Below are 14,181 nucleotides of genomic sequence, written 5' to 3'. Positions count from 1 at the left end.
AACTGTGTGCAACCATCGGGTTGCATGACCGAACTCGATATGACGACACGAACCACGACGGAACGAGCACGAGCACGGGCACGAGCACGAGCCGTCCTCGCCGTCCTCTTCGCCGGCGCATTCGTGATGGGCAGCGCCGAGATGCTCGTGGTCGGCATGATCGACCTCATCGCGGCCGACCTCGGCGTCTCCGTGCCATCCGCCGGCGCGCTCGTCACGGCCAACGCCCTCGGCCTCGCGATCGGGGGACCGCTGCTCACCCTGGCGACCACGCGGTTCGACCGGCGACGCGTGCTGCTCACCGCGACGGCGGTGTTCGTCGCGGCGAACCTGCTTCCGGCGATGGTTGCGGACTACTCGCTGTTCGTGGTCGTGCGCGTGGTGATCGGTGCGGTGCAGGGGCTGTTCATCGCCGCCGCGATGGTGACCGCGACGACGATCGTGCCCCGCGAACGCACCGGTCGCGCGATGGCGGTGATCATCTCGGGCTTCGCGATGGCGAGCGCGCTCGGACTGCCGCTGGGCACGCTGCTCGGGCAGGCGGTCGGATGGCGCGGCGCCTTCGTCGCGGTCGTGGCGGCGGGAATCGCGGTGCTGGTCCTCGCGGCCGCACTGCTTCCGTCGGTGCCCACGCCGCGGGGGAGCGGAGCGGCCGGGCAGGCGCGGCACGCCTTCGCCCCGCGCGTGCTCGCGGTGCTCGCGGTGAGCTTCCTCACGTTCGCGGCGATGCTCGCGGCGATCACCTACCTCGTGCCGTTCCTGACCGACGTGACGGATGTCTCGGGGCCGACGGTGTCGGTGTTCCTGCTCGTCTACGGGGCGGCGACCGCGATCGGCTCGTTCGGCGGCGGACGCTTCGCCGACGCGAACGCCTCCCGCACGCTGATCGTCGGAGCGATCGGCGTGACGGCGTCGCTGGTCCTGCTGCTCCTCGTCGGATCGAGCCCGTGGCTGGTCGGGCTCGCCGTGTTCGGCGTGGGGCTGTTCGGCATGGGCACGGGTCCGTCGATCCAGCATCGCGTCGTCGGCCTCGCCGGACCCGGTGCGCCGCTCGCATCGTCGCTGCCGGCGTCGGCCGTGAACGCGGGCATCGCATTCGGCGCATGGGCCGGCGGCGTGGCGATCGACCGTGGCGGCGTGCCGTCGGCGGTGGTCGCGGCATCCGTCATCGCCGTCGCGGCGGTCGTCGCGGCATGGGCGACGCGCGGATTGGCGTCGCGCGACGAGGAGCCGCGCGACGACGAGGCGCAGGACAACGAAGGGAAGGTGGCGTGATGCTGCTCGAAGACAAGGTCGCCGTGATCCACGGCGGTGGAGGATCCATCGGCGCCGCAGCGGCGCGCGTGTTCGCCCGTGAGGGTGCCCGGCTGTTCCTGGCGGGCCGGAGTCGGCCACGGCTCGAGGCCGCGGCATCCGCAGCTCGGAGCCTCGGGGCGGTCGTCGACATCGCCGTGGTCGATGCGATGGACGAAGTCGCCGTCGACCGGCACATCGACGAGGTGACGGATGTCGCGGGCCGCATCGACATCGCCCTGAACGCCGTCGGCTTCGACCATGTGCAGGGCCTCGCGATCGGCGACACGTCGCTCGCCGACTACCTGCACCCGGTGACTGGCTACCTGCAGACGAACTTCGTGACGGCGAAGGCCGTCTCGCGGCCGATGATCGCGCAGGGCAGCGGCGTCATCCTGACGATCTCGACGCCGGGCGCGCGGCTCACCGGTCGCGGCCTGATCGGCAACGCCGCGCAGAGCGCCGGGCTCGAGGGGTTCTCGCGGGCGCTCGCCGGCGAGCTCGGGCCGGCCGGCGTGCGCGTGGTGTGCGTGCGGCCGCACGCGATGATGGACGCCCTCGACACCTCGTACACGCGCGAGATGTTCGGGCGCATCGCCGCCGACTCGGGCATCGCGTTCGGCACGTGGATGGACGGACTCGTCGGCATGACGCTGTTGGGCCGGCTGCCCACGCTCGACGAGGTCGCGGAGCACCTCGCGTTCGCGGCATCCGATCGGGCGAGGTCGATCACCGGGGTGGTCTCGAACCTGACGGCCGGGGCGCTGGTCGACTGAGGTCCGGCGAGTGGGCCTGAAGATCGCGAGGGTCGATGCGGACGTGGGTGGACGGTGACATCCGCTCGGCATCGCGCGATGCTGGAGTATGGCATTCGATACGCGGAACGGCACCCGCGGAGCACGGCAGCCGGGTCGCAATCGGCTCGAGCAGTGGGGCAACCGGCGGATGGTCGAGCGCCTGCGCCGTCACGGCGACCGGCGCGGCACGAAGCTCGTGCTCGTCACCATCGGATCGAAGTCGGGTGAGGAACGCCGCACTCCGGTGAGATGGTTCCCCGGCGAAGGCGACGAGCGGTTCATCGTGGCATCCGCGAGCGGCGCACCGCGCAACCCGTCGTGGTACTACAACATCGCCGCTCACCCCGATCACGTGGCGACCGAGCTCGCGGGCGAGCGGATCGACGTCGTCGCTGAACAGCTGCACGGCGCCGAGCGCGATGCCGTGTGGCGGCAGATCACGGCGGCCGCTCGCGGGTTCGCCCGGTACGAGCGGAAGACCGACCGCATGATCCCCGTCATCCGCCTGACGCCGCTCGGAGGAGCCGAGTCGCGGCATCGGATCGTGTGAAGGCCGGCGTTGAGGACTGGTGACGTTCACTGCGAGTCGACGCGCGTGTGCACCATCCGCCAGTTGACCGGCTCCCAGGTCGCACCGCCGTCGAACGAGAAGTCCTGCTCCCAGACCGGATGGGCGCTCCCGGTCTCGATCCAGTGGAAGCGCGCGAGGAACGCCCGCCCGCCGGCCTCGGCGGCTCCGACGAACGTGCCGCGCCCGTCGACGAACCGCCCACGGACGGGATCGTCGAGCACGCCCGGCCGCGACTTCGACGCCCACCAGATCGCCCATTCATCGGTCGCCGGGTTGAAGAGGCGGAGCGAGAAGCCGACGAAGTCGCTGCCGTCGGCGAGCGTGCCGCGGGTCTCGTCGGCGGTGCCGAGACCGTCGAGGATGTGCTGCACCGTCACCCGCGACCTGAACCGGAGTCGAGGGCCGTCGGGCGGGCCGAGAGTGTCGGCGAGCCGGTCGTGTTCGACGTCCCAGGTTCCGATGAGGAAGTCGAAGTCGGAGGCGGGCATGTCGGCAGTCTCTCCCTGATCAGTCGAGCTCTCGGAGCGCCGTCGTCCGTTCGCTCGGTGTGTCGCCGGTGTTGACGACGCCCTTGGGTTCGATCAGGATCGCCGAGACTTCACCATCCGATCTGGGGCAGTGCTCGACACCTCGAGGAACGACGAACACGTCGCCCGGGCCGAGTTCCACGTCGCCGTCTCGCATCTGGATCACGAGCCGGCCGGAGAGCACCATGAACAGCTCATCGGTGTCGGGGTGCGAGTGCCAGGTGAACTCGCCGAGGATCTTCACGACCTTGACGTCGTAGTCGTTGACGCTCGCGAGCCGTCGGGGTTGCCAGGGCTCCGAGAACGAGTCGAGGGCGGACTGCACGTTGCGAACCCGGGCGTTCATCGTCCGATCTTCACCCCGGGCCGCGCGATTCCGCAACGCGCATCGCCGCCGACGCTGCCGACGTCTGAGGTCTCGTGCTGGTGGAGGCGGTCGCCTCGCAGTACCCTCGTTCCTGATGAGCACGGGAGATCGCGACGCGCGGTTCGAGTATCCCGATAGCGCCGGATATCCCGACGGTACCGGGATCCTCGACGAGGGCACGGCGGCCCTCGTCGAGGAGGTGCGGGCCGGTGCCGTGCGGGACGTCGACACCCCGTCGGCGGACGCCGAGTCCGAGGTCCGGGTGCACCGCGTCGACGACGAGCACATCTATGCGGCGACCCTGCGCGACCTGCGGGTGGCGACCATCCCATACGAAGAAGCCGACGACCGGATCACGGTGTACACCACGACGGTCGAGCCCGACTTCCGTGGGCGCGGCCTCGCCACCGAGCTCATCGCATATGCGCTCGACGACATCCGACGGCGCGGCATGAAGCTGACCGTGCGTTGTCCGGTCGTCGCCGCATTCATGGAGGCGAACACTCAGTACGCCGACCTGATCGACGCCGAGCGTCCGAGCCCCTGACGGCCACGGGTCGAACGGCCTCGTCCGCCGGCCCAGGCCGCCGGTGGAGCCCCCGGCGGGGCGAGTACTCACATCATCGACTGCAGCAGCTGCGTGGCCCGCTGGTTGTCGCTCGTCGCGAGGACGACGCGGTTCCTGGAGGCCACGTACACGAGCGAGATGTTGATTCCGGCATCGGCGATCGCGCGCGCCATCTCACCGAACTTCCCCGGCGTGTCCAGGTCGGGTTCGGGGAGCGCCGGACTGACGAGGACATCGGTCTCGGCCTCGACCCCGATGCCCGCGCCCTCGAGCGCGGCCCGTGCGCCCGCCACGTCCTCGACGAGGACGTGGACGTGGGCTGTTCCGCCCTCCATGATCGCGCAGAGGCCCTCGATGTTGACGCCGGCCTTGCCGAGCGCCTCGCCGAGTCGAGCCCCTTCGCCGGGTTGGTCCGTGAGGGTGACCTTGAGATCCTTCGCCATGGCGACACCTCCATCTCGGATGCCTCAGGTCTACGCCCGCACCGTCGGTGCGTCAACGCGCGTCGGCGACACCACGCGCGCTACGCCGGCCGCTGGGCGGCCAGTCGAAGCGCGTCGAGCGTCTCACCGATCAGGGAGGCGAGTTCGCGGATGTTCGCCTCGTCTGATTCGTCGAAGTCGCGCTCACCGCTCTTGTCGCTCAGCTGCAGCAGACCGTAGATCCGACCGTCGTCGCCGCAGACACTCGTGGCGAGCCATCCCCGCATCGGCGGGTGGGCGTCGGCGAACGCGCCGAAGCCCTGGAAGAGCGGATGCGACGACACCTCGGCCTCGGTCAGGCGGATGACCTCGCCGGGTGGGATCTTCATCCCGTGAAGGCCGTGGCCTTTCGGGTCGACCCGGAAGTCGCGGAAGGCTGCGTACTTCGCGCTCATGCTGAAGTACTTGCGTGCCTGCGACGGGTCCTCGCCGACCCAGAGCTTGAGCGCCGCCTGTTCGGCACCGGTCAGCGCGCGGGCGAGATGGCAGGTGCGGCGCAGCAGCGCGTCGAGCTGGGCGGCGAACTCCGGTTCGACCGATCCGGCCGCCAGGATCGGGCTGATCTCGATTCCGACCTCGCCGGGGTCCATGGCACCAAACTAGCGCGCGAGGGCGCCGCCCACAGCGACGAGCGAGACCGGCTCGCTCCGATGGCGGGTGAGCTCAAATCACCGCGGCCCGCGCCGGCCGAACAGGCCGGCGAAGACGGCGTGCAGGAGCGGGACCACCGACACCACGATCAGCGTGACGCCCCACACCGGCTCCTCGCGCCGTAGCAGGATGCCGCCGACGAACAACCCCACGAACAGCACCGCCGAGACGATGCGCTGGGCCGCGCGCTCGAGTCGCACCATCCGGTGCTCGATTTTCGGCGAGTTCGCGACGAGGCGGCCGCCCTCGATGCGGTCGATGACGTTGTCGAGGCGCCCCGGGAGGCGCCAAGCGGTGCCGGCGACCGAGAGCGCCTGGCGGCCGAACGACTGCACGATGTTGCCGCGCTCGTCGCGCAGGAGTCGGGCCGCGTAGGGCTCGACGGCGTCCCAGATGTTGAACGCCGGGTCGAGCGAGCTGCACAGGCCCGAGGTCAGCGACATCGAGCGGATGATGAGGAGGAAGTTCTCGGGCAACTGGAACGGCAGCGTGCGCACGACCTCGCCGAACTCGATCGCGAAGCGGCGCAGTTCACGCTCGTCGACCTGCTGCAACTCGGCGAAGCCCATGCCGCCGAAGCGTGCGAACAGCTCGGACATCGCGCGTTCGAGCTCAGCCGTCTCGGCCGTGGGCAGCAGGAAGCCGACCCCGCGGATGGCGTCGACCATCCGCTTGCCGTCGCGCGCGGCGACCGCGAGCAGCAACTGCTGCAAGCCGCGACGCAGCCCGTCGGGCACCTCGCCCATCATGCCGAAGTCGATGAACGTGAACTGCCAGGCGGGGGCGGATGGCGCGGCATCCGAGCCACCGGAAGCGGGCCCCGCAGGCGCACCCGGCCCGCCCGCCGAGACCGGCGTCACGAAGATGTTCCCCGGATGCGGGTCGGCGTGGAAGTAGCCGTCGCGGAACAGCTGGTCGAACATGACCGCCGCGAACTGCTTCGCGACGTCCTTCGGGTCGATACCGGCGGCGAGCAGGCCCGCGCGGTCGTTGACCTTGATCGCCGTCACGTCGGCGAGCGTGAGCACGCGGCGGGTGGTGCGCTCCCAGACGACCTCGGGCGCGGCCACGCGCGGGTCGCCGGCGAAGCTCGCAGCGAACCGTTCGGCGTTGCCGGCCTCGTGCAGGTAGTCGATCTCCTCGAGGCTCGTGGTGGCGAATTCCTCGACGAGCGCGGGCAGGTCGACGCGGCTCGCGACGAACCGCACGCGGCTGAGCCATCCGGCCACCCGCCGCAGCGCCGCCAGGTCGACGTCGACGATCACCTCGATGCCCGGTCGCTGCACCTTGACGACGGCCTCGTCGTACCCCATGTCGGCGGCGTCGATGGGCGCGAGTCTGGCGCGGTGCGCCTGGCCGAGGGATGCCGCGGCCAGCGGCGTCGGGTCGAACTCGGCGTAGGCGCGCTCGAGCGTCACCCCGAGCTCGGCCTCGGCGAGGCGGCGGATGGCGTCGAACGGCACGGGCGGCACTTCGTCCTGCAGGCCCGCGAGCTCGCGCGTGATCTCGGGCGGCAGCACGTCGAGTCGTGACGAGAGGTACTGGCCGACCTTGATCATGAGGCCGCCGAGGTCGACCGCGAGCGCGTGGAAGCGCTGCGCGATGCGCGTCATGCGTGCCGTGCGCCCGCGCGCCGCGATCCTGGCCAGGCCGAACCGCGGCAGGACGATCTCGAACCACCACGTCTGGATGATGTACCGCGCGGCGAACCGCAGGATGCGGCGGTAGCGAGCGCGCGTGTTCCCCACATCGGGCATCCTGCCTGCCGGATGCCGACGTGTCGAGGGCACCTAGGTCAGTCCTGGGCGAGGATCGAGTAGAGACGCCGGCGCGCCTCGTCGATGATCTCGACCGCCTGCTTCACCTGCTCGGGCTTGCCGCTGCGCCCCACTGCCGCGGCCGCCTGGGCGAGGTCCATCCCGGCCTTCGCGAGCGGACCCGCGTTGCCCCAGTCGCGGCGGCCGCTGCTGCTGCTCCCGCCGCCGCTGGTGGTCGTACCACCCATCGGCCACGGCGCGCGGTCAGCGGATGCCTCGGCCTCGGCCTTGCCCGCCTCGGTGAGCGTGTACGTCTTGCGGCCGTTGGACTCCTCAGCGGTGATCAGTCCCTCGTCGGCGAGCAGCTGCAGGGTCGGGTACACCGAGCCCGCGCTCGGCTTCCACGCACCGCCGCTGCGCTCGGAGATCTCGCTGATGATCTGGTAACCGTGCATCGGCTTCTCGGCGAGCAGCGCGAGCACCGCCGCGCGGACGTCGCCCTTGCCCATGCGCGGCGCGACCTTCTGCTCGAACATGCCGCGAAGCTGCTCCATGGCCTCCCACAACCCCTGACCGGGATTGCCCTTGCCGCTCCAGCTGCTCGAGCCGCCGAAGCCGCCGCCGCTGTACGAATCGCTCATGATGACCTCCTGGAACCGGGGCCCTGATCGGGTCTCGACGATATGTCAACGATATATCGCTGGGTTGTGTCGGTGGTCGTGAGTTGGCTGTGAACAACGGCCGGCGGCGGGTGGGCTCTGGCGGCGAAGCGGCACGCGAACGTGCCGATCGGGGTGCTGATGAGGGGGCTGTCGGCATGGCTCGTTCGCGCACGGCTGCCGTTCTCGCGGCGTCGGCGTCGGCGACACGCCCACGGTGAACGCGTACGAATGGCGTCATGCCGCCCGCTCTTCGCGCAGCTCGAAGCGGGCTCGGCCGCCCAGTCGCGGCACCTGTGCCGGGTCGATGTGTGGTGGCGGGATGAACCACACTTCGGCCGGGCCCGCGTGAACGCGCCATCCGTCGCGGTGGATCATGTGGTGGCAGAAGCTGCAGAGCATCACTCCGTTCGACAGGTCGGTCGGTCCGGTGTCGCGTTCCCACCAGTCGATGTGGTGCGCTTCGACGTAGCCGATGTTCTGGCCGCAGGATGCGCATCCGCCGTCGCGTTCTCCGAGGGCGAGCCGTTGCGCCTTCGTGAACAGTCGAACGGCTCGTCCGAGGTCGAGCGGGAGGCTGTCACCGCCGAGGACGGCCGGGATGAGTTCGGCGTCTGCAGCCATGCGGCGAACGGTGCCTGCTGAGACGGGCTGTTCGATCCCGTCGATCCGAGCGTGGCCGAGCTGGGTGACGAGGGTGTCGAGGTCGACGCGCACGATCACCGTGGTCTTCGCGAGTGGCGCGAGTGTCTGGGAGCAGCCGAGCGCGTGCCGGGCGAGCGCGGCGAGCGCGTCGACTCGGATCTGCGGGATCGTGCGGTGGTCGTCGATGACCGGGCCTGACGCTCCCTCGCCGACCGCGCCTGCGCCGGAGTCGCGTCGCCGCAGCGCGTCGCTGACGAGCGCTTCGATCGCTGCCTTCACCGGAGCCGCGCTCTCGGGGTCGATTCGGGCGTGCAGGTGCACCATGCCGTGGCCGTCTTCCCGCATGGTCAGCGAGCGCTCCATGCGGAGTTCGTCTTCGCGGGGTTCGACGCCGTCGGGATCGAGCCGCGCCTCCGCCTCCCGCACTCCGCGCAGGAGGGTCTCGAGCGGCACCCGCCCGGCGAGGTCGACCAGCGCACGCTCGACGACCTGGACACGATCGGGGTCGGATCGCATCGACGCTCGGTCGAGCATCGTCGTGATTGCGGATGCCGCGTCGATGCTGATAGTGGCAGATTCGAGCGCCTCGGCGATGTGCCGGTGCCGCGACGGGAGTGGCTCGCCGGTGAAGGTCTGCCGTTCGGCTGTGGCGGTGCCGACCGCGATCAGCCTCGCCGCGTCGGATCGCGACGCTCCAGTGGCCGCGGCGACGAGGCGGATCGCGTTGTGGAACCCCTGCGCCTTGGCGAACCCGGAATCGCCGAACTCGGGCCCGGACCGCTTCGACATCTCGGCCGCGACCCTGGCAAGCACCGCGTCGACATCACGCCGGACCCTCGCCAGCGCATCGGTGACCTGCATGAGACCGGCATCGCTCAACTGCTCGAGCTCGGATTGCGGGCCCCCTCGCACGGCGCCCCACGCCGGCGACACGCCGGCCCACACCTCGTGCAGCGCGGCGACATCTCGCTGAAGCGCGGACAGCGCAGCGAGCGGATGCTGCTCGGGCGCGGGCTGTTCCATGCTTCGATCCTGCACCCACCCACCGACATTCGTGAGCAGGAAATAGCGTTTGACCAGCCCATTTGTCGTGTGCAGAACTCGGCCAGATGCCCGCCTGTGGAGGACGAGTCACCAGAACGCGCACTCGGGATGCCGCGATAGCGGACCTCTGAGCGAGTAGCCCCAGCGCGGCCTCGAGCAGCCAGAGCCGGGAGACTCGGGCTCGGTTCGCTCGACGACCCAGGACCGGCCCCGTGGTCCCGGTTTCGCCCGACCGTGCCGGGTCGGCCCGTGGCATCCGTCTGGGGTTCTGCCTCTCAGCTGGGGGCGCCGACGCAGCCAGCCGTGCGGCGTGTACCGCACGGCCCGTTTCGCGTCATCTCGACTGCGGCGCGATCGCTTGCAGATCGGATGCCTCGGGCGCAGGCGACGACTCCGGCACCGCCCCATCCGCCCTCGCCGCCGCCCTCCGCCGCCCCGGCGCGTTCGCCACGAACACCCCCGCCACGAGCACCGCCCCACCCGCCGTCTCCCACACGTTCGGTACCTGCCCGAGCAGCAGCGCCGCCGACAGCATCGCCACGACCGGCGCGAGCAGCACCCACGGCACGACCGACGCCGACCGGTTGCGGGCGAGCAGCCCATTGAAGATCGCGTAGCCGACGAGCGTGCAGAGGCCTGCGGTGTACAACGTCGAGAGCAGCGGCCGCCACCCGAACGCCACGATGCCGGCGGCGATGGCGTCGGGCCCCTCGATGAGCGCCGACAGGCCGAGCGCAGGCAGCGGCACGACGAGCGACGACCACACCGTGAGCGACAGAGCGCCGAGTCGCCGCGCCGGCGCGACCGGCCCCGCCCGCCGCGCGACCACGTTCCCGACAGCCCACGACAGCGCGGCGAGCAGGCACAGCACGACCGCGAGCGCCGGCGCGTCGCCGCCGCGACCGAACGCCACGATGCCGAGCCCCACCGTCCCGAGCAGTACCCCCGCGACCTGCAGGTGCGTCGGCCGCTCGCGCAGCGCGAGCGCCGCGACGAGGATCGTGAGCACGACCTGCGCCTGCAGCAGCAGCGCGGCGATACCGGGCTGCAGTCCGAGCGCGATCGACGTGTAGAGCAGCGCGAACTGGCCGAGGCTCATGAAGAGGCCCACCCCGACGACGGTCTTCCAACTCGCGAGCGGCCGCGGCACGACGACGACCGCAAGCGCGACGACGGCGAAACGGATGGCGACGAAGAACAGCGGCGGGATGCCATCCATGCCCCAGTCGATGACGACGAAGTTGAAGCCCCACATCGTCGCCACCAGCGCGGCCAGCAGCATGTCGCGTCTCGTCATGGGTCAAGGGTGGCTCGCGGCATCCGGAATCACCAGCGACCATTTCTGCCCCTGAATCGGTAGCATTGCTGCATGATCGATCTCGAAGCCGTGGTCGCGCTCCGGGCGGTGGCCACCAACGGCAGCGTCGCGGCGGCGGCGGATGCGCTCGGGTTCACGCCGTCGGCGGTGTCGCAGCAGATCAAGCGGCTCGAGCGCGGCACCAGGGTCGCATTGCTCGAGCGGGCGGGTCGCGGTGTGGTGTTGACGGATGCCGGTCGCCACCTCGTCACGTCGTCGGCGACGGTGCTCGCCGACCTCGAGCGCATCGAGGCCGACCTGCATCTCACCGGCCGAGCGAGCGGGGCGGATGGCGCAGCTGCCCGCCGCATCACGGGCGAGGTGCGCATCGGCGCGTTCTCGACCGCGGTGCGCGGTCTGCTGGTCGACGTGCTCCCGCGGCTGCGCGAGGAGCATCCGGAGCTGCGCGTGCCGTTGCGCGAGAGCGAGCCGTGGGAGACGATCGCGCTGGTCGCGTCGGGTCAGCGCGACCTCGGCATCGTGCACCGGTGGGGCGGGGTCGCGCTGGCGATGCCCGATCACCTGGTCGAGACGCCCCTGTTCACGGATGTCGCGGACGTGATCCTGCGCCGCGAGCACCCGCTCGCCGACCGGGCCGAGCTGACGCCGCTCGACCTCGCCGACGAGCAGTGGATCGCGACGTTCGACTCGACGATCTGCCGGCAGTGGCTCCGGCGGCTCTTCGACGGCGTCTCGAACGCGCCGCGCATCGTGCACGAGTCGATGGAGTTCGAGAATCACCTCGAGCTCGTGCGCGCCGGCCTCGGCGTGGCCTTGGTGCCGCGGATGGGGCGTCCCTCCCTGCATCCTGACCTCGTCGCCGTGCCGACGGTGCGCCCGGCGTCGACCCGCGGAGTCTCGGCCGTGCACCGTCGCAGCCAAGCGGACTCTCCGGCGCTGCAGGCGGTGCTTGATGCGGTGCGGTCTGGTGCGTTGGGACTGCACGACGGCTCGATCGCGTGAGTGGTATCACGGTGATACCACGCGGTACGCTGGTGGTGAGGGAAGGACCGTGCGATGGCGATGACCCTGCGACTCGACGCGGCTCACGACCAGCTGCTCGAGGCTCTGGCCACGAAGTTCGGGCGTTCGAAGACCGAGGTCGTGCAGATCGCGCTCGACGACCTGGCGGCGCGTGCCGACAAGTCCGCCCGTACGCGCGCGGCCTTCGATCGGGTACGTTCGCGCGACGCCGACCTCCTCGAGCGTCTCGCCAAGTGACGGCGCGCCGGGAGGTCGAGTACCTCGACCCCGACGACGTCGAGGCGCTGCTCGACGTCGAGGGGTTCCACTTCAAGGACGGCGCCCGCGGTCGCAATCTGTTGCTTTCGGCCCTCGCCGCACCGATGCCGGTGTTCGGCGAGGAGGTGCACCCGACGCTCGACGAGAAGGCGGCGGCGCTTCTGCTCGCGGTGATGCGCAACCATCCGCTCGCCGACGGGAACAAGCGACTCGCATGGTTCGTGACCGTCGCGTTCCTCGAGCTCAACGATCTCGACCTCGTGGCCGATGACGTGGTGGAGGCCGACCGGTTTCTTCGCGAGGTCGCGGCAGGCACGATCGATCTCGACGGCGTCGCGGCATGGATTCGACACCGCATCCGACCGCTGATGTGACCCGATCAGACGGCATCACCCCCCAGGTGCAGGCCTCAGTGGGCGTCATCCATCCCGGTAGCATGCACGGCTGCCCCGTGGCATCCGGCCTGCTGCCAGTCGTAGGCATTGCCGAGCGGCTGGTCGTCGGCGCCGTACATGGCCTCCCGCCACTCGGGAGTGCGGGCGTCGTTGAACGCGTCGAGCTCGTTGATCACCGCCATCGTGTCGCCCGTCTCCCAGGTCTGCCACATCGGGATGAACGCGGCTCTGAAGCCCTTCTCGGCCATGCAGACGGCGTCGAGGTGATCCTGCATCAGGCCCACCTCGACGTCGAACGGCCACTCCTCGAGGAACTCGGCCGAGGGCCTCGGGATCAGGTCGAGGTCGGAGGTCTCGTCGTAGACGGTGTACCCGAGGATGGTGGTGATGCCGCCGGGTTCTGGTGCGACCGCGTCCTCGACGACAGCGGATGCCGGTGACGGAGTCGCACTCGGACCGGGGTCGATCGTCGGGGGCGTCGGGACCATGGCCGCGTCGGGCGGCGCGGCTGCCGACACATCCGGAGCCGCGGTGGACGCAGCCGTCTGCTGGCCGTCGCCGCTGATCTCGGAGACGGCCGCTGCGGTGAGCGCGGCACCGGTTCCGATGGCGATGACCGCCCCGACGGCGCCGACCACGAGCGCGATTCGGTGTCGCGGCGTCGATCGCTCCTGTCGTCGTTCTTCGCGTCGTTGTTCGTCGTCGAGCAGGTCCTGCAGGTTCATCGGGGTTCCTCTCCAGCGTGTAGGGATGCTGCGGACGCGGCCGGGATTCGGCGCGCGGAGTTCGTCCACTGGGCGGTGGCGGCGAGGCAGAGGATCGCGACGCCGGTGCCGATCGCGTAGGCGGCCGGTTCGAGCCATGGCACTCCGATGATCACGACGAGCGCCGTCGCACTGAGGTAGTACAGCGCCTCGACGCTCTGCGCGAAGATCAGGAGGCCGGTGAGGGCGAGCGTCGCCGACCCCCAGGGCCGCGTAGGTCCGCGGCCGAGCAGCGCGAGAGCGACGAGCGCGACCGAGCCGAGCGCGATGGTGAGCGCTGCAGAGCTTGGGATGAAGCTGATGTCGCCGATCTGCAGTGCACGCACCTGCCGGACCGCGATGAACGCGCCGACCGCGACCTGCACGATCCCGATTGCGGCGACCGCGGCGAGGAGCAGCCCGTCGGTGCGCGGAAGACTCCACCGGACGCCCTCTCGACCGGAGAGCTGCGCGCGCCGCCAGCCGAGGTCGGCCGGGATGCCGCGCAGCATCCGCGCCCTGAGCGACCGGGCGGTGGCGCGCGGGCTGGTGCCGGCCTCGGTCGCCCATGCGGCGTGCTCGTGCAGGTCGGAGAGGATCTCCTCTTGCCGTCGAACCGCGACGAGGGGATCGAGACCGGCCGTGTACCGCACCGACCAGCGAAGGGTCGCGCGGGCGGCGCGTTCCACCGCTCGGTCGTCGCGGTCGCCTTGGCCGGTCACGCGAGCGCCTCACCGGTCACCGTGCCGCGCTGCTCGGTGCGGGCGGCCGCGCGAAACGCGGCCTCACCAGCCCCGGTCACTTGGTACAGCCGCCGGCGCGGGCGCCCCTCGGCCTCGGCCGCCTCGGGCGCTTCCCACTCCGATTCGAGCAGTCCCGCGGTCTCCATGCGGTTCAGGGCGCGGTACAGCGCGCCCTGCGAGACCAATGCGGAGCCGTCGCGTTCGGCGAGCGTGCGGGCGAGCGCGAAACCGAAGAACGACCTCTCGCGCGGCTGGATGGTGAGGCCCGCATCGAGGATCGCCAGCTCGATCGGGAGGAGCACTCCCGGGCGTCGTCGTGGCATGGATGCGACTATACGCA

18 protein-coding genes are annotated in these 14,181 nt (G+C 70.7%); 7 read left to right on the top strand and 11 right to left on the bottom strand.

The genetic code is table 11. From position 1 onward, the window contains the following. The first annotated feature begins 24 nt into the window (after positions 1-24). From BLT99_RS10730 to BLT99_RS10720, 3 genes are all read left to right on the top strand, one after another. Positions 25-1,275, top strand: a complete 1,251-nt coding sequence (locus tag BLT99_RS10730) for an MFS transporter (protein ID WP_229724331.1) — start codon at positions 25-27, stop codon at positions 1,273-1,275. After that, positions 1,275-2,069, top strand: coding sequence for an SDR family NAD(P)-dependent oxidoreductase (locus BLT99_RS10725; protein ID WP_092676107.1), 795 nt, complete (start codon positions 1,275-1,277; stop codon positions 2,067-2,069). Before BLT99_RS10730 ends, BLT99_RS10725 begins: the two co-directional genes overlap by 1 nt. 88 nt (positions 2,070-2,157) lie before the next feature. Next, entirely contained in the window at positions 2,158-2,640 is a 483-nt protein-coding gene (locus BLT99_RS10720; RefSeq protein ID WP_092672097.1) for a nitroreductase/quinone reductase family protein, read from the top strand. 26 nt (positions 2,641-2,666) lie between these two features. On the opposite strand, the gene BLT99_RS10715 is transcribed toward BLT99_RS10720, so the two are convergent. Further along, a complete protein-coding gene (locus BLT99_RS10715; RefSeq protein ID WP_092672094.1) occupies positions 2,667-3,149 on the bottom strand; it encodes a hypothetical protein in 483 nt (160 codons plus the stop codon). Positions 3,150-3,168: 19 nt separating this feature from the next. Further along, positions 3,169-3,534: a cupin domain-containing protein gene (locus tag BLT99_RS10710; RefSeq protein ID WP_092672091.1), complete on the bottom strand. Its 366-nt coding sequence runs from the start codon at positions 3,532-3,534 to the stop codon at positions 3,169-3,171. 115 nt (positions 3,535-3,649) lie between these two features. Between BLT99_RS10710 and BLT99_RS10705 the strand changes: the two genes are divergently transcribed. Next, positions 3,650-4,102 (top strand): GNAT family N-acetyltransferase, encoded by a 453-nt coding sequence (locus BLT99_RS10705; RefSeq protein ID WP_092672088.1) that lies wholly within the window; start codon positions 3,650-3,652, stop codon positions 4,100-4,102. Between the two features lie 68 nt (positions 4,103-4,170). On the opposite strand, the gene BLT99_RS10700 is transcribed toward BLT99_RS10705, so the two are convergent. The 6 genes from BLT99_RS10700 to BLT99_RS10670 form a co-directional block, all read right to left on the bottom strand. After that, positions 4,171-4,566, bottom strand: coding sequence for a hypothetical protein (locus BLT99_RS10700; protein WP_092672085.1), 396 nt, complete (start codon positions 4,564-4,566; stop codon positions 4,171-4,173). Positions 4,567-4,646: 80 nt separating this feature from the next. Further along, entirely contained in the window at positions 4,647-5,195 is a 549-nt protein-coding gene (locus BLT99_RS10695) for a GAF domain-containing protein (protein WP_092672083.1), read from the bottom strand. A 78-nt stretch (positions 5,196-5,273) separates the two neighbouring features. Continuing rightward, positions 5,274-7,013: an ABC1 kinase family protein gene (locus tag BLT99_RS10690; protein WP_092672080.1), complete on the bottom strand. Its 1,740-nt coding sequence runs from the start codon at positions 7,011-7,013 to the stop codon at positions 5,274-5,276. 38 nt (positions 7,014-7,051) lie between these two features. Further along, positions 7,052-7,654, bottom strand: coding sequence for a PadR family transcriptional regulator (locus BLT99_RS10685; protein ID WP_092672077.1), 603 nt, complete (start codon positions 7,652-7,654; stop codon positions 7,052-7,054). A 255-nt stretch (positions 7,655-7,909) separates the two neighbouring features. Next, entirely contained in the window at positions 7,910-9,340 is a 1,431-nt protein-coding gene (locus tag BLT99_RS10680; RefSeq protein ID WP_133988447.1) for an HNH endonuclease signature motif containing protein, read from the bottom strand. A 355-nt stretch (positions 9,341-9,695) separates the two neighbouring features. Continuing rightward, positions 9,696-10,658: an EamA family transporter gene (locus BLT99_RS10670; protein WP_092672068.1), complete on the bottom strand. Its 963-nt coding sequence runs from the start codon at positions 10,656-10,658 to the stop codon at positions 9,696-9,698. Positions 10,659-10,730: 72 nt separating this feature from the next. On the opposite strand from BLT99_RS10670, the gene BLT99_RS10665 reads away from it, so the two are divergent. Genes BLT99_RS10665 through BLT99_RS10655 form a run of 3 tightly spaced genes read left to right on the top strand, consistent with a single transcriptional unit; the run spans position 10,731 to position 12,334 of the window. Beyond that, positions 10,731-11,681 (top strand): LysR family transcriptional regulator, encoded by a 951-nt coding sequence (locus tag BLT99_RS10665; protein ID WP_092672065.1) that lies wholly within the window; start codon positions 10,731-10,733, stop codon positions 11,679-11,681. Positions 11,682-11,735: 54 nt separating this feature from the next. Then, entirely contained in the window at positions 11,736-11,939 is a 204-nt protein-coding gene (locus tag BLT99_RS10660; RefSeq protein WP_092672062.1) for a TraY domain-containing protein, read from the top strand. Continuing rightward, a complete protein-coding gene (locus BLT99_RS10655) occupies positions 11,936-12,334 on the top strand; it encodes a type II toxin-antitoxin system death-on-curing family toxin (RefSeq protein ID WP_092672059.1) in 399 nt (132 codons plus the stop codon). The genes BLT99_RS10660 and BLT99_RS10655 overlap by 4 nt, the downstream gene beginning before the upstream one ends. A gap of 35 nt (positions 12,335-12,369) precedes the next feature. Here the strand turns inward: BLT99_RS10655 and BLT99_RS10650 are convergent, their stop codons facing one another. From BLT99_RS10650 to BLT99_RS10640, 3 genes are read right to left on the bottom strand one after another with little or no spacing between them, the layout of a single operon-like run. Continuing rightward, positions 12,370-13,080: a hypothetical protein gene (locus BLT99_RS10650; RefSeq protein WP_092672056.1), complete on the bottom strand. Its 711-nt coding sequence runs from the start codon at positions 13,078-13,080 to the stop codon at positions 12,370-12,372. Next, positions 13,077-13,820, bottom strand: coding sequence for a hypothetical protein (locus tag BLT99_RS10645; protein WP_092672053.1), 744 nt, complete (start codon positions 13,818-13,820; stop codon positions 13,077-13,079). Before BLT99_RS10645 ends, BLT99_RS10650 begins: the two co-directional genes overlap by 4 nt. After that, the gene (locus tag BLT99_RS10640; protein ID WP_092672050.1) at positions 13,817-14,164 is read right to left on the bottom strand and encodes a PadR family transcriptional regulator; all 348 of its coding nucleotides are present in this window, start codon (positions 14,162-14,164) and stop codon (positions 13,817-13,819) included. Before BLT99_RS10640 ends, BLT99_RS10645 begins: the two co-directional genes overlap by 4 nt. Between the last annotated feature and the right edge of the window lie 17 nt (positions 14,165-14,181).

The organism is Agromyces flavus (assembly GCF_900104685.1).
Lineage (GTDB): Bacteria > Actinomycetota > Actinomycetes > Actinomycetales > Microbacteriaceae > Agromyces > Agromyces flavus.
The sequence above is the reverse complement of the archived record's forward strand: the minus strand, read 5'-3'. Positions and strand labels throughout refer to the sequence as shown.

Excerpts from the sequence above, each read along its gene's own strand:
- BLT99_RS10730 (WP_229724331.1), top strand. The coding sequence starts at position 25 with ATGACCGAACTCGATATGACGACACGAACCACGACGGAACGAGCACGA.
- BLT99_RS10725 (WP_092676107.1), top strand. The coding sequence starts at position 1,275 with ATGCTGCTCGAAGACAAGGTCGCCGTGATCCACGGCGGTGGAGGATCC.
- BLT99_RS10720 (WP_092672097.1), top strand. The coding sequence starts at position 2,158 with ATGGCATTCGATACGCGGAACGGCACCCGCGGAGCACGGCAGCCGGGT.
- BLT99_RS10715 (WP_092672094.1), bottom strand. The coding sequence starts at position 3,149 with ATGCCCGCCTCCGACTTCGACTTCCTCATCGGAACCTGGGACGTCGAA.
- BLT99_RS10710 (WP_092672091.1), bottom strand. The coding sequence starts at position 3,534 with ATGAACGCCCGGGTTCGCAACGTGCAGTCCGCCCTCGACTCGTTCTCG.
- BLT99_RS10705 (WP_092672088.1), top strand. The coding sequence starts at position 3,650 with ATGAGCACGGGAGATCGCGACGCGCGGTTCGAGTATCCCGATAGCGCC.
- BLT99_RS10700 (WP_092672085.1), bottom strand. The coding sequence starts at position 4,566 with ATGGCGAAGGATCTCAAGGTCACCCTCACGGACCAACCCGGCGAAGGG.
- BLT99_RS10695 (WP_092672083.1), bottom strand. The coding sequence starts at position 5,195 with ATGGACCCCGGCGAGGTCGGAATCGAGATCAGCCCGATCCTGGCGGCC.
- BLT99_RS10690 (WP_092672080.1), bottom strand. The coding sequence starts at position 7,013 with ATGCCCGATGTGGGGAACACGCGCGCTCGCTACCGCCGCATCCTGCGG.
- BLT99_RS10685 (WP_092672077.1), bottom strand. The coding sequence starts at position 7,654 with ATGAGCGATTCGTACAGCGGCGGCGGCTTCGGCGGCTCGAGCAGCTGG.
- BLT99_RS10680 (WP_133988447.1), bottom strand. The coding sequence starts at position 9,340 with ATGGAACAGCCCGCGCCCGAGCAGCATCCGCTCGCTGCGCTGTCCGCG.
- BLT99_RS10670 (WP_092672068.1), bottom strand. The coding sequence starts at position 10,658 with ATGACGAGACGCGACATGCTGCTGGCCGCGCTGGTGGCGACGATGTGG.
- BLT99_RS10665 (WP_092672065.1), top strand. The coding sequence starts at position 10,731 with ATGATCGATCTCGAAGCCGTGGTCGCGCTCCGGGCGGTGGCCACCAAC.
- BLT99_RS10660 (WP_092672062.1), top strand. The coding sequence starts at position 11,736 with ATGGCGATGACCCTGCGACTCGACGCGGCTCACGACCAGCTGCTCGAG.
- BLT99_RS10650 (WP_092672056.1), bottom strand. The coding sequence starts at position 13,080 with ATGAACCTGCAGGACCTGCTCGACGACGAACAACGACGCGAAGAACGA.
- BLT99_RS10640 (WP_092672050.1), bottom strand. The coding sequence starts at position 14,164 with ATGCCACGACGACGCCCGGGAGTGCTCCTCCCGATCGAGCTGGCGATC.